Raw genomic sequence first — 22043 nt, 5'->3', positions numbered from 1 at the left:
TGTCGCTTGGTCCGCGGACCATCTGCCCGGAGCGCTCGAAACTCTTCGGCGGGAGGACATAGGCAATCGAATGAGCCACAAGCGCTGCCCAGATCGCTTCAGAGATCTCCCAGGCGCGGGCCTTGGTGCGTTTGCGGTAACCGTCCATGGCCTCGTCGCGACCGGCGGCGGCAAGTTTGTCGGAAGCTTCCCGCAGGATGACGTCGATGCTGGGATCTGTCGGCCTGACGAAGGCTGCCAGCAACTCCGGCGCCGAACTGACGCCACCCCAATGGGAGGGCGGCAACAGGTTGATCTCGACGGCCTGCTCGGCGAGCACCATTCCGTCAGCTTCGACCCGTATACGCAGTTCGCCGCGCCGCGAGGCATTGATGCCAGCGAGAAAGGCGGGATCAAGCTTCAGATCGAGACTGCGAATGTGGTGAACTGCTTGGTCCGCGATGCGCTCGATGCGCCAAACTCCCGGCGAGACGAATGGCGGCTCCGATGTCAGGTGGACCGAAATTCCCGTAACATCGGCGCCCAGAGTATTTTCGATTGCGAGGTCCCGGATGATCGGAACAGCGTTCTGATAGAACGCAACGTTGACGTTATCCGTCGTGATGCACGAAATTTTTACAGTACCGGTAACCATTTCCTCAGTTTCAGTCCGGTCCAACATGGTCATGCCTCGGAAAGCCGCGCAATTAGCGATCGGCCGATATACCTGGCGGCACCGAGGGCGCACGGATGTGGCCTGGCCGCGAGTTGCTTCGTCTATCGGGAATTGCCTGATCTTGCAGGAGGTACCCAACCGGTCGAATAGAAGAATACGAGTGCCCCGCGTGGCGCAGCCCCGCAGCTTCGTCGGGCGAAACCATCAGCAACAAAATCCCCCTATATCCCCATGCTCCTTTGGCGCGACCATAAGGGGATTACTCGCGCATTTCGAGCATTTTCGTGCGCTTATACCTAGGAATATCGGTTGGAAAGCCGCAAGAAGTGGAACGGCAGCGGTCAGCCCTAGGTAATACCGTAATTTGGATTACTGCAATTCAGCGCCGGTTGGCGATCCAGATTCCCCGTAAGAATCCGGGCCCAATCCTTCAGGACGCTACTGTCCAATCGATGTATCCAGAAGTCATATAGACGATGGCGCCTCGTTGGGCGCCGACCACGTGCAGATACTGCCGCAGTTGTTGCCGATAGGCGGAACGTTCCGCCTCTCTCGGCGCAACATCACTCTTCCAGTCGAAGACGACCAAGCTGCCATCCTCCGTGCGTGCGACGGCATCCGCCCGGCCGACGATGAGTCCCTGTACGCTTGTCGGTGCTGCTCCGTAGATCGGCACCTCCGCTACCAGCCGGTCTCGAAACGGCGTCAGTTCCGGGAGCGAAAGAGTCCGCAAAGCCGTGCCCGCCAACTCCTCGATGCGCGGTGCGTCGGCGGCCAGCGCCTCCGTGGTCAGTTGCTCGAGTAGGAAGGCCGCTCTCGATTTCACGTCATCAACGCGTTCCTCCAATTCGCCAGTCAGAAATTCTTCCAAAAGCTTGTGCAAAATAACGCCGCGCGTGCGGCCCCCTTCAATGGCTGAAGAGGGCTGAAGCGGTCCCTCCTCGGCCAACGATGTCGGAGGCGCGACTGCAATCACATCAGGATCGCCATCACTCGGCCGGATCCACCGAATGGTCGGGGAGGCCTCCGTCAGGATCGATTGCTCAGCTGCAAACACCTCAGCGCTCTGCTGATTTTGGATTCCAATCGTCGCGGCGACCGTTGCGCGTGGGAGGCGCGCAATGTTCAGTTCGGGCACCTCGTCCAATTTGAAATCGAGCAGTTTCGCCCAGGATGCGTCGTTGCTCCAAGTGAAGTCGGGCACGATCAGCAATTCCATTGCTCGTGTGCACGCGACGTATAGCAGGCGCAGGTTTTCGTTCTGCTTTTCGATATTCTCGGCTCGCAGAGCATCTTCCAGACTTGGCGGGACCACCTGGCCGAGGGCCCAATGCAGGCTCTCGTCTCGGCGGCGATAAACGAAAGTCTCCGCCCGTCGGGGCATGGAGGCGCGGTTTATCGGGATCACCACGGGCCATTCCAGGCCCTTTGAACTGTGCACCGTCACTATCTCAATCGATTGGCCGTCGGCTTCGAGCATCCCTTCCGGATGACCTGACCCGTTGGACCATTCGTCGTCGAGATCGGTCGCGAATTGGGCCAAGCCACGCACGCCATAACTCCGGGATCGCTCAAGAAGCCCGTCGACATTGGCAAGCGATCGCGCGGCCTGGTCGGCGCTCCGCGCCGTCACGATTGCACGCGCACGAAGCCGTTCGACGGCTTCCGTCAGAAGAAGGGCTGGTGTTGTGCTGTGAACACGACGGCGCAGGTCCCGCAGGACGCCGAGCACTTCGCGTGCGACGTCATTTTGTATGTGACTGGGATCGGTTCGGAGGGAAAGCCTGGCAAATCCATCGCCTCCGTCCGGCGAGGGAAGGCCTTGCGTGATGTCCAACAATTCCTGCTCGGTGAGACCAACCAGCGGCCCACGAAGCAGCGCCCCCAGAGCCAACGTGTCACGAGGATCGGCCAGCGTGCGCACGAGAGCGACGAAATCCTGAGCCTCCTGACGCCTGAAAAGGTTCTTCCCCGCCTGGGACGCGAAAGGCAGGCCTGCTTCTTCAAGCGCTCTTTCGTATCGCCAGAGATCGGTCGAAACTGGGGCCAGCAGGGCAATGTCGCCCGGCATCAGCCGCCGGGTTTCGCCATTGTTCAACTTCAACTCGACGTTACCGATCAGACGAGCGCAGACCTCGGCGACAACCGACGCCTCTTCGTCTCGGGAGCTGTCGACCCGAGAGTCGGGTGGAAGCTGGATATTTATCTTCGCGACGCACGGAAAGCCGTGCTGGGCCTCGCTGCGCGTGCTTCGCAGGGCCACATAGCCGGCTTCTTGGGCTGAAAGTTTCTCTTCGAAGCAGCGGTTGACGTGATCGACGATCTGACCACGCGAGCGGAAATTCGAGGTGACGCGAAGGACGCTATCGGGAAATTGCTCTTCGATCGCGCGCCGCACGGTGAGATATGTGGCAAGATCGGCGCCGCGGAACCGGTAGATGGCCTGCTTGGGATCGCCGACCAGGAAAAGTTGACCGGGTTTCAATCGCCGCCGGTACCAGATCTCCCCATCATCTCCAGAGCCGCACAGCAGAAACAGGATCTCAGCCTGCACCGGATCTGTGTCCTGAAATTCATCGACGAGTATGCGAGAAAAACGCTCGGCTGCCGCCGCGCGGACCTGCGGATAGGCGCGAAGGACATCCCGGCAGGTGAACAGCAGGTCGTCGAAGTCCAGCACGGCCGCCCGCTTCTTGAAGGCGTCATAGCTCGCCAACACGCCGTCGAGTTCGGCTGAGAACGTGGAGATGATTGCGGTCGCGACGCGGCCCATCAGCGCGCCGTAAGCTTCGCGGCAGCGCGCGTAGCGCTCCTCCGCTTGATCGGCAAGGCGGTCGCCCAACTCTCGGCCCGCCACTTTTCGCCACATCGAGCGCCGCCGATATTCACGCAAGTCGAACGAGCCTTTGCGCATGATCGGCAGGGGGGCCGGATGCGCGAGGGACCATAGCCCGTCGAAATCGGGCACGGGATCGAAGCGTCCCTCAAAATGCGAAGCCAAGGTTTCGAGTGCCGTTAGCTCCGGATCGGCATCGCGTGGTGCGCCGGCATGATCACACCAGCGTCTGAATTCGCGCACGCTCTCCACGAAATCGAGGTCGGCGCTCGGATCGAGATTCGGTTGCAACGGGCGAGCCGCGCGATACCGCCTGCGGAAATTCGCGAAACTCCGCAACAGCGCTTCAGCACCTCTCGGATCTCTCCTTGCAACAGAGGCGATCGGATCATTGGCAGAGATCGGTTCATCGAGACGATCACGCCACCATTGGTCGAAGATCCCATCGAAAGCGAAGTCCGCCTGGTTGCCATCGAGAATCTCCGCACCGGGATCGACGCCTGCCTCGACCGAGTAGGTCGCGAGGAGGTCGTGACAGAAGCCGTGAATGGTGGAGCAAACCAGCTCATCCAGCTCTGCGGCAGCTGCGAGCAGCGCCGTCTGCTGCTCCGCGTTCGGTCCGTGCGGTAGACAGAGTTGAAGTTCCTCCGGGACTATCCCGGCGATCAAAGAATCCAGATATTGAGCAATCCGCTGGCGCAATTCTCCGGCTGCGAGCTCGGTGAACGTGATCGCCGCGATGGACCTAGGACTAGTGCCGCGGGCCAGAAGCATGACCACGCGTCCGGCGAGCAAGGACGTCTTGCCGGTGCCGGCCGCGGCTTCGACGACAAATGTCGTATCAAGTTCGGTAAGCGCCCTGAAGCGTTCGGCACGGTCACCGATCAGAGTCATGGCGCGCTCCAAAACCGTGAAATGCCTGCCTCTATTTCGCTGTACGCGACACGCTTACGTCGCTGGTATCCTGGCGAGGCCGGCAGCGCCAAGCGCAGATCGTTCGAGCGCTCGAATGCGAGACGACCGGGGACTGTGGCGCCTCTCCTGAGCAGGGCGGTCGCTTCGTTGATGAATGCGCTGATCTGATCGATAGCACCATCCAGGTCGTGAAGCCTCGCGGTCATGGGTTCTCCGGCGAGGTACAGCAGCCTTGCGACGATCTGCGGGTCGCCTTCCAGCAACTCGCGGCAGGCGTGGGCATAGAGAACACGCTGCAATTCGGCGCCCCCACCGATGATGATCCGCCCGACGTTCTTTGGCGGTGTGCCCGTCTTGTAATCCGTTACACGTGCCGCAGAGCGATCGTGTCGCAGGTCCAAGCGATCGATCGTGCCGCGCAATCGCACGAGCGTGTTGGGAACAACGACCGGTTTCGTAGGATCCCAAGGCAATTCACGTCCGGCAACAAACCCAGCAGGCTGTCCAAACGGCACCTCGGTCCAGCTGCGCGTTCCTGGCTCCGAAATCTCCTTGCGCAATAGTCCCACCAGCGCCAAGGAGGCGGCGTAATCGACGGTGTTGCGCCAGAGAAGTTTTGGAGGCACCGGACGTTCGAGGGGCCAAGCCTCACGAACGATCTGGACTGCATATGAGAGAGCGCCTTCTATTTCCCCGTCCGAGGCCTTCGCATAACCTGGATAGGGCTCAAGCGTATCCACTGCGCGGCGCAAAAGCTCGTGAACCAGCTTCCCGAAGTCCAGCGCAGAAATGGAAAGCGGCTGTTCTCGTTCCTCCGGCGCATCCCACCCGAGTGCATACCGCCAAACGAAGCTCAATGGGTCCTGCAGGAGCCGGCGCAACGAAGTCGCCGATTGCACACGCTCGATCGACGCCACCACGACGGGGTGATCCGCACCGAATTGCGCGTCATGCGGCGTAAGATGTTCGCCGTGCCAGTTGCGCCAACAGTGAGTGGCCGATCGGATCCTGGCCACGCCCGCCGCTTCGGCGGGGCGGGCCATCAATCTATCCGCCGCGCTGAACGCGTGTTCGGGAATGCGAGCGCGAGAAAGGGCCGTCTCGGGGCGGTCTTGCAGGAGCGGGCTTCGGCCTAAGCGGCTACCCTGGCCGCTCCGACGGGAGCGCGACAACACGACGCTGCCCGAGGCGCCTTCGAGTATGATCCTAAAATGCCTGCGGTCGGCTCGGCCTACGGGATCGAAATCGAATTCGTCCGGGGAAAGCACGTGGCTTGGCAAAATGGGGTCATCGCCAGCGTTTCTAGGCCAACTCCTGTTGGTGAGACCTAACAGCCGGACGTGCGGTCGGGGTGCAGCTGCGAGATCTCGGGCGGTGCACCAGACGATCGAGTCTGCGGCATCGGTCTCCGCCGGAAGCCGGACATTTCTCAGGGATAGCTCGAGCGCATCGGGCGGCGCTGACCGGGTCGCGGCCTCCCAAATCTGAAGCGAGCGCCCGCGCAGGAACAGGCCGGCCGCCTCCCCGGAAGCTGAAGGGCCTCTCGCCAGGGTACCGAGCAGCGGCAGGACGGTGCGTGCTCGATCGAGCGAGCTGTCCTTGATGATCGCGGCGGCAATTGCGTGCTCCCAATCGCGCATGGTGGACAGGGCGGCGCCTCGAGGCAGTGCAGCGAGCCAACCATGCGGGAGTTGGTCCAGTCCGAGACCTTGACCGCGGCTGAGCGAGACGAGTCGCCGCACCCGCTTCTGGCTCAACCCGCGCAGCAGCAGATCGGCGAGGGCAGCACAGCGCTGGCCCTCGACAGTCGCGAGAGCCGGAACGCCATGCGCAAAGTGCACCCGCAGATCCGCGTCGGGGGCCAACGCAAGCCAGTGATCATCCCATGGAGCGGTGCTCGGGGCTGCGATGGCGATTTCATGGGGCTTCGCGGCGCCGGATGCGATCAGGCGCCGTGCCCAGCGCAAGGTCTCGACCACCTCATGGCGAGGATCGGCGCAAGAGACCGCCGTCGGCTCCGCCGGGCGGGACGGCGTCGCCAGGGCGATGACCGTTCCGGAAAACCATTCGGTTTCGGCCCCGCGGGGCGCGAGCCATTCGACCTCGACGACCTTCTCGAGAGCTTCAATCAGGGGGCGCCAGACCGGTTGAACCACGGAAATCCTCTCGAGCTGCACGGCGCCTACGAGCTTCGGTGCGTACTGGATCCGTTGTAGCGCCGCGTCCCGCAGATCTCGGGTGGTCAGCACCGCCTTCGGCATCAGCCGTTTGACTCGCTCCTCGACCAGCCTCAGTTCGCGGATCCGGTTGCTGTCGTCCATCCTTCCAAGATCGATATCGGCATCCCAAAGCCTGCGCAGAGAGCGTGCGAACGCCCGAGCCGTTCCCGGAAGCCGGCGCACGGGCTCGATCTCGACGAAGCCGGCTTCGTCCAGGGCGAGCCGGATTGCCGGGTCCAACACCTCAGGCGTCACAGGCGTGGTGAAGGCGCCGGCAAGCCTTGCCGCGAGCTGCGGCAGGCCCAGAATTCGAAGCCCGCATTCGTTCGCGCGCGCGGCAGCAGCGCGGCGCATCTGGGAGGCTAGTGAGCCCTCCACGATGACGGTTCGTACCTGCAGCGCGCTCTTTCCGGCCATGGCACTACCTCTAAGCTGGGTAATTCAGGGATTCGGAGGCAAAGGCAAGCCCTCCAGACGTCGGCACGGTGTCTGGTAGCTGGCCGGTAAACGCGAGATCCTCCCTGACGACGCGCTGAGCGCTGCGGCCAAGGTAACGCTCGGCTGCTGATCCTTGCCAGCCCGACGAAGAGTCCTTGAAGACGAAACGGCGCGGTAGCCTCTCCAGGATCGCCGCGATCTGCGACGCCGTGAAATGAAAGTGGCCGTCTTGATCTGCGAGTCCGAGATCGCGCAATGCGTGCCCGTCGATGACCAGGCCCGACATCAGCAGTGACGCGTGGCTCAGTAACTATTCAGAGGAAACGGCGCCCAGCCGTGAGATTGCCACAGGTTGACTTCTGGCGGAAAGCCTTGGGCGTCACCTCGGCGCCTTCGAATCAGGCGCGCCTACCGAAATTCAACTCGTACGCAGCAGCGAAGGTTCGAGCGCAGGCAGTCTTATCGGGTCGAACGGCGCCAAGTCGACGCTTTCTGCTGCGCCGTTAACGATCAATTCGGCAATTGCTTCTCCTGTCGCCGGTGAGTTTAGGATACCCCAGACATTGTGTCCGGTCGCAACATAAAGCCCCTCTGTGCGTGGGACTTTGCCTATTAGCGCCAGGCCATCCTGCGTGACCGGACGGAAACAGGCTTGTCGCGCGAGGATCCTTTCTGGCCGAAAGACTGGCGACAAGCGCTCGGCGATGGCCTGCAGGCGACCGATCGCCTCTGAATCCGGCTTCACCGCGGCGGGGTCGATCGGCAGCGGGACGACGTCAGACAGAGCCGTAATGTGGGTGCTGCCGTCTGCGCGCGGAAACACCTCAACGCTCACCGTGCCGCCGCTCTCGTCGTGATAGTCCAGAAATAGTGCGTGCGGGGGAACGTCTGCGCCGGTGTCGTAGACAAGACTCGGACTACGTTGCCCGAACACGGCCGGCAAGCTCATCCATTCCGCCGCCAGCAATGACCACGGTCCCATGGCAATGACGATGGCGTCTGCCTCAATGACGTCGCCGTCAACTTCGACGCCCCGCACAGTGGTGGCATGGGTGTGCCTCACCACGCCGGTAGCGCGCCCGCGGCGCAGTTCGGCGCCGCGGGCTTGGGCGGCGCGCATCATGGCGGAGGTGAACATGCGCGGATGAACAATTGCCGTCGTCTCAGGGGTGCTCAACCGCGATGCAATAACAACGCCGTTGGAGAGCCAATCGAGCTCCGAAGGTTTCTGGCGACGCGGGTCGCCTTCGGAAGCGACGAAGCCGCTGTAAGCGGTCATGGGACGATAGCCCCAATCGTCGGCGACCTCCCGCGGCAACGTAGCGTGCAGCTCGAAGCTGCGTCTGGCCAGCGCGTCTAAAGGCGTGCCGGCACACCAGTCGAGTGCCAGAAATCCGCCGGCCTTTCCAGATGCTGCGGCGGCAACCTCAGTGCTCTCAACCACGATCACCTGGGCGCCGCGTCGGCTGAGGAAATAGGCTGTGCAGGCGCCCACTACGCCGCCGCCGCAAATCACAACCCGCATAGTCTCTCCGCTTGCAAGCTATCAAAACACCGAGGAGGTCCGCGATGCTAACGCGTCGGCTGTCCGTTTGTCTCCGAGAGCTTATCGACGTAGCTTTAGAGACAGACGTGCCCGCCGTCGGAACGACCATACTCACGCAGAAAGAGCCGACATCCGGGCGTCTCTGGCGTGCAGTTCCGACAGTTGGAACCAAGATTCAACGAAAGCAGAGGGGGCTATTTTGAGATTAACCACTCCAGTTGACCGATGGCCATCGCGGTAAACTAGATGAATGTTTCCGCGCTGCTTTGCAGTTCAAATCCCGAAATCCAGTTGCGGCTCCGTGTCGTCCTCGCCTTGCAGGGAAGACAGCGACACTCCCAGGAGGCGCACCGCTTTTGAAAGGGGCATGGCGTCTTCGAGTAGGCCGATCGCTAGACGCGCGAGATCGTCGCGGTTCGCGACGACCGCAGAGACCGATCGGCTGCGCGTGATGATCTCAAAATCGGCGAACTTCACTTTAAGTGTCACCGTTCGCCCCCGGGCGCGCGGCGACTCGCAATGTCGCCAGACTTTGTCGATCAAAGGTTGGAGCTCCGCCACCATCGCGTCGAATTCTCTGAGATCGGCAGAAAACGTGTTCTCGGCACCGACCGATTTGCGGATACGATTGGCCCGCACAGGGCGCTCGTCGATGCCGCGCGAAATCCAATAGTAATAGGTACCGGACTTGCCGAAGTTCTCCTGCAGGAAGGCGAGGGACTGGTTGCGAATGTCGAGGCCGGTCCAAATTCCGAAGGCGTTGAATTTGGCGGCGGTTGCCGGCCCGATGCCGTGAAACTTCCCGACCGGCAGCTTCTCGACGAAGGCCGGTCCCATCTCCGGCGAGATGACGTACTGCCCGTTGGGTTTGCGGTGATCGGAGGCGAGCTTCGCCAGGAACTTGTTGTAAGAGATGCCCGCCGAGGCGTTCAGGCCTGTTTCAGCCTTGATCTTCTCTCGGATCTTTAACGCGATGTCTCTGGCCAGCAGGATGCCTTGCAGGTTCTCGGTGACGTCGAGGTAGGCCTCGTCGAGCGAAAGCGGCTCGATAATGGGCGTGTGCTCGGCGAAGATCTCGCGAATCTGCCGGCTGACCGCCTTGTAAACTTCGAAGCGTGGCTTGACGAAGATCAGGTCTGGACATTGCCGTTTCGCGGTGACCGACGGCATGGCGGAGCGAACGCCATATTGGCGGGCTTCGTAGCTCGCGGCGGCGACGACGCCGCGCTCGGCCGAGCCGCCCACTGCCACCGGCTTGCCGCGCAGGTCCGGATTATCGCGCTGTTCGACCGACGCGTAGAAGGCATCCATGTCGATGTGGATGATCTTGCGGTGAGGCGCGGTCGAAACGCTGTGTTCCGGATCGGGAGGGACCATGGGCGGATTGTACAGGGGGCCGCAAGCCAAGTCGCGGCCAAGTGAGTGTCAATCCGCGGAGGGGCATTCAGGGCAGGTGTCGCCGATCGAGTCCAGTACCTCGGCGATCGCGACGGCAGCCGCTTGAGATGAAACGCCGGCCGGCGGATCCGTCCGAGCGATCTGGAACGCGCGGTCGCGGGCATGCGGATCGGCGCGGTCCTGTATCCACCCGTGCTCCTCGCATTCACTGATAGCGCCGGCCTCGCTGAGCACCGAAATTGCCCAGCCGCGGAGCGTCCGGATCGCTGGTTGCCTCTCCTTCGTCATCAGCATTCGAAATCGCTCCTACCGGGCGAATCTCACGCCTCGCCGTCCGTTCCGGGCTGCTAACACAGGTCAGGGATTCCGAATTGCATAGCCTATCGCTTTTCCACGTGTTCCGTCCGTCTGTGGATGTCAGGCGGCTAGCGCAGGATCTTCCTTTTCGCCGGTCGCCACGATCTTCAGCGTCCCGTCCGGCAGCGGCCGTTGGAACGCCTTGGCCTCGTCCCAGGGCGCGCGCAGCCAGACATCGTACTCTTCGGTCGTGGTCAGGATCACCGGCATCGCCTTCGGATGGACGCGTGCCACCTCGGCATTCGGTTTGCAGGTCAGGAAGGCGTAAACGTCGATCGTGACCTCGCCTTCCTTGGCCTTCCGGACGCTGGTCCAGTTCGTCCAGAGGCCCGCGAACGCCAGCAGTGGGCGGCTTTCGTCCGGAGCGAACCATACCGGCACCTTCTTGCCATCGATGGTGTCGTACTCGCTGAACGACGTGAAGGGGACCAGGCAACGGTGCTCGGTCCCGAGCCACCGCTTCCAATGCGCGCTGCCGACGTTTCGGATGTTGGTGGTGCCGCTGTCCGGTTCCATCCGAAGCAATTCCTTGAAATCAACCGGCTTACCTTTAGCCTCGAGCCTCTGGGCTCGCTTCTTGGTGGCGTCCAAAAGCGCCTGCTGGGAGGACGGCATGCCCCATCGAGCCATAACAATCTCGCGACCGTCAGGCGCGTTGCGAACGATCGGCGCCGGGTAATCCGGAAAGATGCCGGGCATTGAAGCCAAGTTGCCAACGCGACTGTTGAGTGCGCTGAAGAGGCGACGGATCGCGTCAACGTTCTTGGTCATCGAATAGAGATTGCACACGTTCAGTCCTCCGGAGCCACGTTGCGCGGCCGCTGAGTTAATTGGAGCAGCGTCGCCGAGGGGCGCCGGCCCGCCTTGGCGCATTTCTGGCAGCGCAGCCTGCCGGCGAGATCATGAACGAAAGTTGTCGGTGGATGGGGCAGGGCAGCGAGATCGATCTGGCTCGGCGCCTTGCAGCGCGAGCACTCAATCTGAAGCCAAGGATAGCCGCCGTTTATCGCCTGGTCGACGGTCGGAGAGGGATCGATCGGTTCTCCATCCGCCCACATCCGCTCGTTCCAGCTTTCAGCCAGGAGCCGATCGGCCTGGCGTATCAGGGCGTCCGCCTTGGCGCGCAGCTCGTCCGATTGCGAGGCCAAAATGCCTGTCATCGCTCGCGCCTTGCCAAGCTCCTTCTTTAAGGCCTTACGATCTCCTCCAGACAGAGGCGTGGGGTGATGCTTGGGAGCCATCCGGAACGGCGCCGAGCTCAGACGGGCTCGAAGGCCGGCCAGCAGCCGTCTTCCTCATAGCGACCGGTGCGGTTCTGGCAGGTGTTGTTTAGCAGTCGTTGCCCGACCTCCCTCCAGCTGGCTTGCTGGCCGTACAGGCGGATGGCATCGGCCTTCTGGATCTCGACAATGCGCTCGCACCGACGACAGGATACTCGCAGGACATGCTGCGGGATTTCGGCGAGGCGCTGCCCTGCGCTTGATCGTTCCGAAGATCTCGTTTCGAATTGGGCATCGTTCAGGACGGCATGCCAATATTCGTCCGGCATCTCGTCTTGGGGTCCAAGAGGGCGCCCCTTACCTTCAATCGAAGCGGCCAGCTTTTCCATTTGTTTCGGGGTAGGCATCCGCCAACTCGCGGGTCGATCACTCATGGCACGATTAGAACATATCAAGAACAAATGTCGAGTCCGACCAACAGAGGGCAGGACGGATATTTGGTTGCGATCCGCTCTGTCCAAGTTGGCCATCTCAAAACAGGACGGCGTGTCGGAACCAGCCCCTTTCGATCGTCTTGAATCCGAGCTGCACTGAAAACGGAGTTCTGCGTACATGGCCCCCCGCGCCAACTGGAAAGGCTTTCTGCGTCTGTCGCTCGTCACTTGTCCGGTCGCGCTGTATCCAGCCACCTCCGAGTCCGAGAAAATCTCGTTCAACCAACTTAATCGGCAGACTGGCCACCGCATCAAATACCTCAAGGTTGACGCCGATACCGGTGAAGAGGTGCCGAACGAGGACATCGTCAAGGGCTACCAGCTCGAGAAAGACCAATTCATCGAGGTGACGAAGGAAGAGCTCGAAGAGGTCGCGCTGGAGTCCACACGCACCATTGAGATCGACGAGTTCGTCGAGAAGTCCGAGATCGATCCACGTTACCTGATCCGTCCCTACTATCTGCGTCCGGATGGGAAGGTTGGTCACGAGGCCTTCGCGGTCATCCGCGAGACCATCCGGGAGATGAACAAGGTCGCGATCGGCCGTGTGGTGTTAACCAATCGCGAGCACATCATCGCGCTCGAACCGCTGGATAAAGGGCTGCTGGGCACCTTGTTGAGATACCCCTACGAAGTGCGCTCTGAACAGGAGTATTTCGACGATGTCCAGGACGTCAAAGTTACGAAAGACATGCTGGACCTGGCCAGGCATATTGTGAACCAGAAATCAGGTCGGTTCGAACCTGACAAGTTCGAGGATCAGTACGAAACCGCTCTTATCGATCTCATCAATCAGAAGCGTGCCGGCAAGCCGATCACGCCAAGGGAGCGACCGCGCGGTGAGAACGTGGTCGATCTGATGGAAGCGCTGCGAAGAAGCGTTGGCGGGGCCGCGGCGGAAACGAAGGCCACGAAGAAGCCGGTGAAAAAGCCGCGCAAGGCGGCAGCCGGACAGAAGGAAATGCTGATGCCGATCGCCGGCAAAAAGCCGAAAGAAGCGGCGGCGAAGAAGCCGGCAGCCAGGCCGCAGCGCAAGTCCGCCTGATTGGATTCCGTGTCCTCGTAGAAAACCAGGGCGTTCTCGGCTACCAGTGCTGGTAAGAGGGGGAAGCCGGCCTACGATGTTCGCGGTCACATTCCTAGGGACGTCGGCAAGCGTTCCGTCGGCCGAGCGGAATCATCCCGGTCTCCTCGTCGAGGTCGGAAGTCACCGTATTCTGGTGGATTGCGGAGAGGGGACGCAGCGCCAACTGCTGCGCAGCGGCGCGGGCTTTCGAAGGCTAGATAGGCTTTTGTTGACCCACGGCCATCTCGACCACGTGCTCGGCATTCCCGGTCTCTTTTCGACCCTGCGGCTGCGACAGAGCGCTGATGTCATGACGATACACGCAAGCCCGGCCACACTCGACGTCGTCATCGGGATGCTCGCCGGCCTCTGGGGCGAGGGAAGGGCGCCCATTCCACTCGAACTCGTTCCGCTGACGGCAGGTCAGGTCATTGACGGCGGCGTGTTCACAATTGGCTGCTTCCCGGTTCGCCACCGCGATACCGACAGCTTCGGCTTCTCATTTGAAAGTCGGGCTCGCCGTCACCTTCGGCCAGACCGCCTCGCTGCCCTCGGCGTGCCCGATGGCCCTGTGCGTAAGGAGCTGGCAGAAGGACGACCGGCGACACTCGCGGACGGTAGGACGATTGATCCCGAAAGCGTTCTCGGTCCGGCGGAGCGGCGCAAGAAGCTCGTCGTCGTGGGCGATGCCGAAACCACCGAGGGTTTGGCCGAACCGGTTCGCGGCGCGGATGTGCTGGTAATCGAGGGCACGTTTCTGGACCGCGACGCGGCGATTGCGCGCAACTATGGACATCTCACCGCAGGTGAAGCGGCCGCGCTTGCGGCGATATGCGACGTGAAGCAACTCGTCCTAACACACATTTCCGGCCGCTATACCGATAAGGACTTATTGGCGGAGGCAAAGAAGACGTTTCCAAACAGCCGGATTGCCTTGGATTTCGACCATATCGTGATCTAACCGGCCGCCGCGGAGTACAGGCATGGCGAAGAAGCTGAAGACGTACGAGACATCATTAGGCTTTTTCGACCTGGCGATAGCGGCGCCTTCGATGAAGGCGGCTTTGGAAGCCTGGGGCGCCGACAGCAATCTCTTTCACCAGGGCGCGGCGAGGCAAAGCGAGAATCCCAACATAATCGCAGCGACGATGGCCGCCCCCGGCGTCGTTCTGAAACGCCCCGTGGGTTCCAACGGGCCCTTCAAGGAGCAGGCAGAACTGCCTACCGATCTCGCCGGCGACCGCGGCTCGAAGACGTCAGACCGCAAGTCGCAGGGCCGTAACGCACAGAAGCCTTCGAGGCGAGGCAACGACGAGGCGACCGATGGGAAGGTCGCACTCGCTTTCGAAAAGGAGCACAATCGCCGCGCGCGCGAGCGCGCGAAGGAAGAAGCTGCCCTGGAGAAGGAGCCGGAGCGGCGCCAGCATGCCATCGACAAGGCACAAGGCGCCTTGGACGCAGCCCGTCGGAAGCACGAAGAGAAAGTAGCTGGCATTCGAGCCGAGCTGGAGGCTCTCGAGAAGGAGTCGCGGGCCGAAGGGGCGCGTTGGGAGAAGGAGATGACGCGACTGCAAGCTGCGTTGCGACGGGCGCGAGGGTAAGCGGCCCCTTCGCCACGCGGACACTGTGAACGCAACTACGAAAGTGTATTCAACTCAGGCTTTTGATCGTTTCGTCGGCTGGTATGACCGGCAAGCGAAGACGCGACAATGATTCAATTGCCACTGAGCAGGCCATATAGTTTCAGCTATCTACGCCCACGGCTGTCAAAGTAGGTACGAGCCACTGGCGCGAATTTAGCTTTGCCTGCGCCCGTCGTCGCGCAAGCTTGAGTGGCCTTGACTATATTATACCAGCTGGCAGTGTGGAGACCATGGACAATTACCCCGTTGATGAGGCGATGGGGTAGTGGATCTGAACCGCACATCTCGCTTCCGATGCCAACAAATTCAGTGCCTTGGGTTTACCGCGTCACGAATAGCCCCTAGGAGGCCACACCATGTTTGGCAGAGCTTTGAACTTTTTTTCTCTATTTTGCGCTCTCGCTGCACCCGCTTATGCCAGCTGCGATCAATCCTTTGATGTCGATCCCAAGAAGACCATTTCATCGATGAGCGTCTTGGTAGCGATGCCAGAGGCCGATGCAACACACCCCATTTCCTGCTCAGTCGCTGAAAAATATCGGGAATACCTGTTCGTCAACGGAGCGACGAAAATCGGTGATAAGGACTTTGCAGATTTAAAAGCGTATCAAAAGACAATGAGTGCTCAACGTGCAGTGCTTGAGCAGGCGATCAAGGATGCCACTCCCAATCCAACTCGGATACTGGTCGACGTCGCGCTCATGGAATACGGGAAATATTCCGCAATTCTGACCTGCTTCGCTCCTGATGTGACCGTATCAAAGGCTGTCTGTTCAGTCGGATTAGGCATCGCTATGCTAGGATCTTATGACTTGGTCAACAACACAGGCAAAGCCAGCACTAACCTGACCGCATTAAAGACCGGACTCGCTTCGCACGATGCGCTGTTTAAGCAAGAGATGGATCGAAAGGAAGCGCGAGGAGTTACGGAAGCGCAAGCGCGCTTGAAATCTATGTACTCCAACATGTGTCAAGCTATACAAAAAAATTGCCTCAAGTAAGAAGTTAGACGAGATGAACTTGCTTTTGCACAGTTCAAAAGGTCCTCTCGCGCCCTAAGGATGCGAGGATTGTCCCGGGTGGGACTTCGCAAGGTTGAGAGGAGAAGGCTTTTCGGACAAGATCATCGCAGCCTTGGACGCTGTGACGAAGCGTGAGGGCGAAAGCTATGAAGATTTTGCTCCTGGTTGGTTTGGTTGCGGCTTCGCCAAAAGCTGCGTGAGCGCGGTCGTCGGTTCAGCCGGGAGAGCGGCGCATTCCTGATCGGGCGTCGGGAAGACGGCCGCGCGCGCGTCGTCGACTTCCTCCCTTTCGAACACCTCGATCCCAACTGCCTCGACAGCGGCATTCGACGGGCGATACTTCAGCGGACTGTGGGCGATCTGCAAGCGTCCGAATTGAAGTGCCGACACTAACGGTCTTGCCTACCCCTTGGGGTTGAGGCATGATTACGGTGCACATTTTATTGTTTCGGCGCATATTTTATTGAGGGGGCACCAATGTCGATTACTCGAAGGCGCGCCTTAGAGGTTGTCGGGGGAGCGGCCGCATCAGCTATCTTTTCGGGATCGTCTATCGCTAAAGTTCGTTCTGATTCCAAGAGAAGCACTGTGAATGAATATTTCCGGAAGCTGCCAAACTGGAACGATTTTTCTCCCACGGTACTTGATGGCAGCCAACGAACCGGCGACCCGGCTACGCAAATCGAAGACGGTCAATCGTGCACTCGAACAGAATACACGCTGTCGAGAAACTCGGATAGAATTGTTATTTTCGACCCCGACCGGGAAATCCTTTGGCCGGGAGCTTTAGTTCAAGGCAAAGGGTACTCTGAGGGACTGGGCTCCCTTAGGGAATTGCCGATCAAGAAGCGCGCTCCCTTCCGCCTAGGAATCACCCTCCTTTCGAAAGATAATTTTGAGACCGTAAATCTGCCGACCGCTACTGCCGTAAATGCAAAAATATCTGAGATTGTCGACCGTATTGTGCAACAGAAGGTCGATTTCGGTTCAAGAGTCTCTTATTCAAGTACGGCTTCATACACCGCCGAACAAGCGATGCTCTCTCTGGGAGTTTCTGCTAAATATGCGGGAGGCAGCCTTTCCGCATCGCACAAATCCGAAACGAGCCGGACCAAAAGCTCGGCAACAACATATTTTATTCAAAACATGTTCACGGTGTTTATGGAGACGCCTCGTACACCAGCCGATCTTTTTTCCGGCGATTTGACGATTGACGATCTTAATGAGCAGGCCGCCCTCGGAAGGATTAGCCCAAGCAACATCCCTGTCTACCTTTCAAGTATTTCCTTCGGACGTATCCTGTACGTAACCACGACCGCAGACGCGGAGGCCGATCAGATCAGGACCGCTGTAGCCGCGTCGTACAATTCAGGTGCGGCGGGAGTAGGAGGGAGTTTGTCGGCAGACCAAAAGAAAATTCTTCAAAACTCACAAATGAGCATTACCGCGATAGGCGGTCCGACCAATGGTGTCGTCGACCTGATCAAAACTGGAAATCTTGCAAGCTACTTCACCGCCACAGCCACTCAACAGTCTGTCCAACCAATATCCTTCTCATTCAGAAACTTAGTGGATCTAAGTTTGGCTGCGATTCGTGATGCAACGAAATACACGATAACTGAGTGCACCCCAGTTAAAGCAAGCAAGGAGATTATCGAGCGCACTGATAAGATTTCGTTCGAGCGGGGACAGATGTTCCGGTGGGTGCTAGGTGCGGTTTCGAACTGGGCAGATCCAGGGAGACGGGCGCAAGTTATGGGATGGGCTCAACGATCTATGACATCGCTCGATCAACAACTGCATTCTTTGAACACGGCGACCATTTCAGCCGGCGACAAACAGTGGGTAAAAGGGGTTTGGATGCTTCGATTTTTTGCTGATCTGGAGTCGAATATCATTAAGGCGCAGACGGAGATACCGGCCAACAGTTCCGACAGAGGTACGCAGCAGGTGTGGATACAATCCCTGCAATGGTCCCAAAGTCTGAAAACTATTGCGACTGGCGTACAATCCAAGCTTTAAGGGTTGGCTTTCCACGGGTGATTGGAAGCAGTTGTCCAGGCTCCATAGTCGTGTTCTGCCCAAGTGAATTGGTTGCCTAAGTGATTGAGATCGGCGCGGCTGCGTCATGAAGCATAAGGAGAGCGGCTCCAATTCTAGTGCCCTCGCGAATCAAGGTTTCCCGCGGTTCGCCGGATCTACCCGCAATGACCGGGAGCCGTCTCCCGGCCGCGTTTGCGCTTTCTACGTAGCGCGACGATCCTCGAGAGACAATCACGGTCGGTGATGCTCACCTCTAGAGACCGCTCCAAAGTGGTCGAGTAGGCGGCGCAAAACCTGTCGGGCCCAATCAATTGCATCGGTGAAGTCACCGGCGTCCTTCCCAAATAAGCTTCGAGGTTTGCCGCGTGGCTCACCTCGGTCCACCGGCACGTCACTGACGGCATATTCTGCTTGTCCAGAGTGTGCAGCAACTTTCGATTGCGTAGCAGGAAATTTTCGGGAATCTATAGAGCAAATTTTGGAAGAGTCGATATTTGACTAATTTGACCAAGTTATCGGAGATCAGATGCGATACCGTGTTCTTAGTCGCACAGCGAGTTGGACAAGGCGTCTAATTCTTGCAGCAGCGACGTTATCAGCATTGAGTTCGAGAGCAATCTCTGAAGAAGTGAAAACGACAATACCCGACGATCCAATATCCTACGATTCGCTCACGCTGGAGATTGCCCTCACTAAGAAGACATTGGCAGACGAGCGCTTTCTCGCCAATGACAGGTCAGGTGCGCAAAAGCTATATTGCGAAGCGCGCAAAGAGGTTGAGCACGGGCTTCAATTGCCCGCAACAAAGAACAATACGCTTGAACTCTTGAGGGCCGATATTGGATATCGTCTCTTGCTACTGAACAGAAATATCGATTTTTGGGGCGCTGTTGATACTTTAACTCCGTCGATGCCTGGCGGTCATCTTGTAGCACTAGAAGAGCTACTCGCCGATTTTGAAAAGCAGAGCGCCGAAATTACGGCGGCAGCTCGCGAAGTTGCTGCCGGTGCAGTCGAAACGGGCAAGCTCGATGCGATGTCTCGCGCCATCGACGGAAAGATCAAGAGTCAGACGGTCAACGAAGAGCGCATCACCATCGAGCGCAGATTTCAAGAAGACCGCCAAGACATGCTCGATGGACGCATTGATCAACTAAAAGCGAATCGAAAGCGGCTAGAGAATGAGATTGCTTCCGCGGTTGCTCAGGCACGTGCTGCATCAGCAAAGCTCGATAAAGCGCTCACAAATGCTGCCAGCTCGTCTCTCGGAATACCTCCTGATGTTATGCAATCCATCAAGGATGGAAAGCTCGATCAGGCGGCACTCTCAGCCGTCGCGCAATCAGACCTGCTAAAGTCTGCTGCATTTAATGATGCACTAAGTCAAGTTACGGCCGGCAACGAAGCAATCGCGGGATATGTGAAGCAAGGACAAGATCTCGTACGTCGGGGACAAGAACTGAAAGGACAACTGCAGACATACAGAAATGAAATAGAAGTCGCCGCCCAAACATTTCGGAAACCGACATTGGAAGGGCTAACGCGTCTGGGCACCCAGATCTACAGTAAGCTTGATGCAGACACGAAGCGCGAGTGGGCAGAGAAAATACGCGATGCTAAGCCTGTGGTTGGAGCGATCCAGCTAATTCACTCAATAGATAATTCGGACATAGCGGGATCCTTACGGCAGGGCGCTGAGAGATACCTTGCGTCAGACTCTACCTTATCTAACGATTTTCTTCGCCGTGCCATTCGCAGACAAGTTGAATCGGGGACGGCGGAGGTCGGAAGCGTATATTCAAAGCTTCTTGGCGAAGTAGGCAAACTCAAACTTGACGCCGCAAACTCAGAGCGTCTGGCCGATCAGGCCGTTCGACATTGGACAACAGCTTTCACGGATCAACTAAGTCCAACAGCGATCAACGTGCTCACAAAGGCCGCCGGTGTAGAAGACAAGGAGGCTTTGAAGGAGCGCTTGAGTGCTGCCGGATTGGGGCTGATCAAAAAGCGCGTGGCGATACACGCCGACCGAATTGAGATCTTAGACCCGGCCGGCGTCATCCTAGCCAGAATTCAAACCACGGACCTCGGGGCGTTAGTTCAGGCGAATCCTATTGAGAAGTTTGGAGTAGCGGCTCAGGAGGCGCTTGAACAGGAATTGAACCGTCTGAAGGCTTCGGAAGGAGCACTCCGCCAACTCGTTCTCAAGCGACTTTCGCCGGACGTGCTGGACGAGGCGTTTCGTCGAGCGATGAATGTGCCCGACGGACCGAGCAAAGCCGCCAAAGAACTGGAACTCAAAGATAAAGCTTGGAACGCAGTGCTAAAGGCAATGCCCAATGAAGCGGCTCGCAACCAGCTCGTTGAGCGCGTCGCAGCAATTCAGATCGGCTCGTCATATGTCGCCAAGCACGATGACGAAAAGCAAATCCGAGCCGAACAAGAACGCCGCCTTTACGCGGGAGCAAGCAAGGCGAATGAACCTTCCGCCGGGGGGGATGCTCAAGCCGAACAGATGGCCAAGTTGGCGCTTAACGCAGTACTTCCGGGCGCCGGCGTCGCAATCGATGTCATTAGCTCATTTTCGGCATTCGGAGAGGCAATAGACAAAGCTAAACGGCTGGCCGCGGAACTACAAGCAAACCTCTCGGAGGAATTGCAAGTCATCGAGCTTGTGAATGAAGCGCGATTAAAGCAGGTGGTTCTCTCGAAGGAACGCGAGATCTCGCAGATTATGAAAGCGGCTGCTCAAGCGCAGTATGAAAGCTATCGTTTCGCAATAACTCAACTGGGCGCAAACCAAGATAAGGAACGGAGCTTTATAACGATACGACGCAAGTTAGCGTTTTACCTCGCGGAGCGGATGCGCCAAGAGTTCGACGCACTTGATCGCTCGCTCGCGCTTTGGGTTGGCCGATCGAATAGCCCTCGCGGCCTGATATCGGAAATGATCAAGTCAGACCCGCAAAATGTACGATTGGCTCTCGATTCGGAAATCCATCTATTCGATTGGCTCAACCGCGAGCGAGAAAGCACGCGAACTGATGTCGACGGACTTATGATACATTGGCGTCAGTTGGTTCGGCTATCGAAAGATCTTTGCGGTCGTTTGGGATGCACGTCCGGGGGAAGAGCGCTCGGTCAAGTCCATCAAACAGACGCACTGAAATTGACTGAATTACTCTCAGCCGAAGATTTGCGACGATGGAAACGCTGGCAGACGTCTGGATCAACCGAGCCACTGCGGTTGACAGTATTTCTCACTCCAGATGGGCGCTTTGTCCCTTCAGACCTAGAGAATGTGCGCGTCATCGATGTAAGAATTGGCTCGAAGTGGCCGAGCGGAAAAGCGACATTACTCACTCGGGTTCGCTTGACGCACCCTGGCGTCGGATATGTTCGGTCGGACAGCCAACTGAGCCGACAGGTACTGCTTCCAATCAGTAGGTGGGGACACGAACCTCCTGAGCCTTTTGATATTCAAGAGCTCGGGAAGAACTGGAGGTATAATAGTTCTGCCCGTATCAGCGAATTCGAAGGATATCCGATCTACACCGCTTGGGAGATCCTCCTCGAGCCCGTAGAAGAAAATGTTCGAGCGGAAGAAGTCTGGCTTCGATTTGCATATCGTTACATTGATCAAAGTAATTCGGTCGGCGAGAAGCGGTTCTTGGATGGACCAGTCAGTGGTCCCCCCGGCGTTTTTGAACCGGCCATCATTTGGAAAAATGATCCGCCCTGGGCGCGGGTTGCGGTTGACGGTCGAATGACATCTCTTGCCCTACCAAAAGCAGGACGAGTTCCAGTCCCATTGGAGGCGTTATCGCTCATCAATGTTGGACGGACGCAAATTCCAAACGATCTCTGCGAACCGCTGGTGGCAGACGAAGTGAAAGAGGTGCCCGGCGGCAGCGACAAACCGGCCGTTTTTGCAACGTGCAAGTCGGATGATGACATGCGTCGTCTGCTAATCAATTACTACAGACAAACGAGCGGGTCCGAGGCGCTTGCTGTCGCGTCGGCTGAGAAGCGACTGAAAGAACTCAAATCCAATGAGTGCAAGTCTCCCCGCCCAGTTTCTGTCTTGGAGGCTCAACGATGAGGACATTAAGTCCGCAACACTTGGTGAGAGCTTACGCAGCAACCGGCAGTCTATTCGCGTTAATGGCCGTTTGCGTAATTCCTTCAACT

General features: G+C 58.7%; 17 protein-coding genes. 7 read left to right on the top strand and 10 right to left on the bottom strand.

Annotated features, from left to right (window positions below; translation table 11 throughout):
• Positions 1-70: 70 nt before the first annotated feature.
• Positions 71-805 carry a hypothetical protein gene (locus tag QA643_RS36850; RefSeq protein WP_283035110.1) on the top strand — a complete coding sequence of 245 codons (735 nt, stop codon included), beginning with the start codon at positions 71-73 and terminating at the stop codon, positions 803-805.
• Positions 806-1085: 280 nt separating this feature from the next.
• Here the strand turns inward: QA643_RS36850 and QA643_RS36845 are convergent, their stop codons facing one another.
• The 9 genes from QA643_RS36845 to QA643_RS36805 form a co-directional block, all read right to left on the bottom strand.
• On the bottom strand, positions 1086-4385 hold the full coding sequence (locus QA643_RS36845) for a UvrD-helicase domain-containing protein (protein ID WP_283030616.1): 3300 nt from the start codon (positions 4383-4385) through the stop codon (positions 1086-1088).
• Positions 4382-7042 (bottom strand): PD-(D/E)XK nuclease family protein, encoded by a 2661-nt coding sequence (locus QA643_RS36840; RefSeq protein ID WP_283030615.1) that lies wholly within the window; start codon positions 7040-7042, stop codon positions 4382-4384. Before QA643_RS36840 ends, QA643_RS36845 begins: the two co-directional genes overlap by 4 nt.
• A gap of 10 nt (positions 7043-7052) precedes the next feature.
• Positions 7053-7349, bottom strand: coding sequence for a hypothetical protein (locus tag QA643_RS36835; RefSeq protein WP_283030614.1), 297 nt, complete (start codon positions 7347-7349; stop codon positions 7053-7055).
• Between the two features lie 132 nt (positions 7350-7481).
• On the bottom strand, positions 7482-8588 hold the full coding sequence (locus tag QA643_RS36830; protein ID WP_283030612.1) for an FAD-dependent oxidoreductase: 1107 nt from the start codon (positions 8586-8588) through the stop codon (positions 7482-7484).
• Between the two features lie 294 nt (positions 8589-8882).
• Positions 8883-9986 (bottom strand): DNA polymerase IV, encoded by a 1104-nt coding sequence (gene dinB / locus QA643_RS36825; protein WP_283030610.1) that lies wholly within the window; start codon positions 9984-9986, stop codon positions 8883-8885.
• A 48-nt stretch (positions 9987-10034) separates the two neighbouring features.
• Positions 10035-10301, bottom strand: coding sequence for a hypothetical protein (locus QA643_RS36820; protein ID WP_283030607.1), 267 nt, complete (start codon positions 10299-10301; stop codon positions 10035-10037).
• A gap of 123 nt (positions 10302-10424) precedes the next feature.
• Complete coding sequence (locus QA643_RS36815) at positions 10425-11153, bottom strand: SOS response-associated peptidase family protein (RefSeq protein ID WP_283035051.1); 729 nt, start codon at positions 11151-11153, stop codon at positions 10425-10427.
• A gap of 2 nt (positions 11154-11155) precedes the next feature.
• On the bottom strand, positions 11156-11605 hold the full coding sequence (locus tag QA643_RS36810; RefSeq protein ID WP_283030605.1) for a hypothetical protein: 450 nt from the start codon (positions 11603-11605) through the stop codon (positions 11156-11158).
• Between the two features lie 17 nt (positions 11606-11622).
• Entirely contained in the window at positions 11623-12018 is a 396-nt protein-coding gene (locus QA643_RS36805) for a hypothetical protein (protein WP_283030603.1), read from the bottom strand.
• A gap of 178 nt (positions 12019-12196) precedes the next feature.
• On the opposite strand from QA643_RS36805, the gene QA643_RS36800 reads away from it, so the two are divergent.
• The 4 genes from QA643_RS36800 to QA643_RS36785 all read left to right on the top strand — a co-directional run bounded on the left by QA643_RS36800 (position 12197) and on the right by QA643_RS36785 (position 15788).
• Positions 12197-13123: a Ku protein gene (locus QA643_RS36800; RefSeq protein WP_283030601.1), complete on the top strand. Its 927-nt coding sequence runs from the start codon at positions 12197-12199 to the stop codon at positions 13121-13123.
• A 76-nt stretch (positions 13124-13199) separates the two neighbouring features.
• Complete coding sequence (locus QA643_RS36795; protein WP_283030599.1) at positions 13200-14105, top strand: ribonuclease Z; 906 nt, start codon at positions 13200-13202, stop codon at positions 14103-14105.
• A gap of 22 nt (positions 14106-14127) precedes the next feature.
• Entirely contained in the window at positions 14128-14745 is a 618-nt protein-coding gene (locus QA643_RS36790) for a cell envelope biogenesis protein TolA (RefSeq protein ID WP_283030597.1), read from the top strand.
• A 398-nt stretch (positions 14746-15143) separates the two neighbouring features.
• Positions 15144-15788: a hypothetical protein gene (locus tag QA643_RS36785; RefSeq protein ID WP_283030595.1), complete on the top strand. Its 645-nt coding sequence runs from the start codon at positions 15144-15146 to the stop codon at positions 15786-15788.
• Between the two features lie 165 nt (positions 15789-15953).
• On the opposite strand, the gene QA643_RS36780 is transcribed toward QA643_RS36785, so the two are convergent.
• Complete coding sequence (locus QA643_RS36780) at positions 15954-16199, bottom strand: hypothetical protein (RefSeq protein ID WP_283030593.1); 246 nt, start codon at positions 16197-16199, stop codon at positions 15954-15956.
• A 198-nt stretch (positions 16200-16397) separates the two neighbouring features.
• Between QA643_RS36780 and QA643_RS36775 the strand changes: the two genes are divergently transcribed.
• Both QA643_RS36775 and QA643_RS36770 read left to right on the top strand, forming a co-directional pair.
• Positions 16398-17831: a thiol-activated cytolysin family protein gene (locus tag QA643_RS36775; protein ID WP_283030591.1), complete on the top strand. Its 1434-nt coding sequence runs from the start codon at positions 16398-16400 to the stop codon at positions 17829-17831.
• A gap of 547 nt (positions 17832-18378) precedes the next feature.
• The gene (locus QA643_RS36770) at positions 18379-21954 is read left to right on the top strand and encodes a hypothetical protein (protein ID WP_283030590.1); all 3576 of its coding nucleotides are present in this window, start codon (positions 18379-18381) and stop codon (positions 21952-21954) included.
• The last annotated feature ends 89 nt before the right edge of the window (positions 21955-22043 follow it).

It is taken from the genome of Bradyrhizobium sp. CB3481, from assembly GCF_029714305.1.
Lineage (GTDB): Bacteria > Pseudomonadota > Alphaproteobacteria > Rhizobiales > Xanthobacteraceae > Bradyrhizobium.
This window is presented reverse-complemented; position numbering and strand designations above follow the sequence as displayed.

What these genes read in the sequence shown, in the direction of transcription:
- QA643_RS36845 (WP_283030616.1), bottom strand. Translation starts at nt 4,385, where the DNA reads ATGACTCTGATCGGTGACCGTGCCGAACGCTTCAGGGCGCTTACCGAA.
- QA643_RS36770 (WP_283030590.1), top strand. Translation starts at nt 18,379, where the DNA reads ATGCGATACCGTGTTCTTAGTCGCACAGCGAGTTGGACAAGGCGTCTA.
- QA643_RS36835 (WP_283030614.1), bottom strand. Translation starts at nt 7,349, where the DNA reads ATGTCGGGCCTGGTCATCGACGGGCACGCATTGCGCGATCTCGGACTC.
- dinB (WP_283030610.1), bottom strand. Translation starts at nt 9,986, where the DNA reads ATGGTCCCTCCCGATCCGGAACACAGCGTTTCGACCGCGCCTCACCGC.
- QA643_RS36795 (WP_283030599.1), top strand. Translation starts at nt 13,200, where the DNA reads ATGTTCGCGGTCACATTCCTAGGGACGTCGGCAAGCGTTCCGTCGGCC.
- QA643_RS36840 (WP_283030615.1), bottom strand. Translation starts at nt 7,042, where the DNA reads ATGGCCGGAAAGAGCGCGCTGCAGGTACGAACCGTCATCGTGGAGGGC.
- QA643_RS36830 (WP_283030612.1), bottom strand. Translation starts at nt 8,588, where the DNA reads ATGCGGGTTGTGATTTGCGGCGGCGGCGTAGTGGGCGCCTGCACAGCC.
- QA643_RS36785 (WP_283030595.1), top strand. Translation starts at nt 15,144, where the DNA reads ATGTTTGGCAGAGCTTTGAACTTTTTTTCTCTATTTTGCGCTCTCGCT.
- QA643_RS36820 (WP_283030607.1), bottom strand. Translation starts at nt 10,301, where the DNA reads ATGCTGATGACGAAGGAGAGGCAACCAGCGATCCGGACGCTCCGCGGC.
- QA643_RS36810 (WP_283030605.1), bottom strand. Translation starts at nt 11,605, where the DNA reads ATGGCTCCCAAGCATCACCCCACGCCTCTGTCTGGAGGAGATCGTAAG.
- QA643_RS36850 (WP_283035110.1), top strand. Translation starts at nt 71, where the DNA reads ATGAGCCACAAGCGCTGCCCAGATCGCTTCAGAGATCTCCCAGGCGCG.
- QA643_RS36800 (WP_283030601.1), top strand. Translation starts at nt 12,197, where the DNA reads ATGGCCCCCCGCGCCAACTGGAAAGGCTTTCTGCGTCTGTCGCTCGTC.
- QA643_RS36805 (WP_283030603.1), bottom strand. Translation starts at nt 12,018, where the DNA reads ATGAGTGATCGACCCGCGAGTTGGCGGATGCCTACCCCGAAACAAATG.
- QA643_RS36790 (WP_283030597.1), top strand. Translation starts at nt 14,128, where the DNA reads ATGGCGAAGAAGCTGAAGACGTACGAGACATCATTAGGCTTTTTCGAC.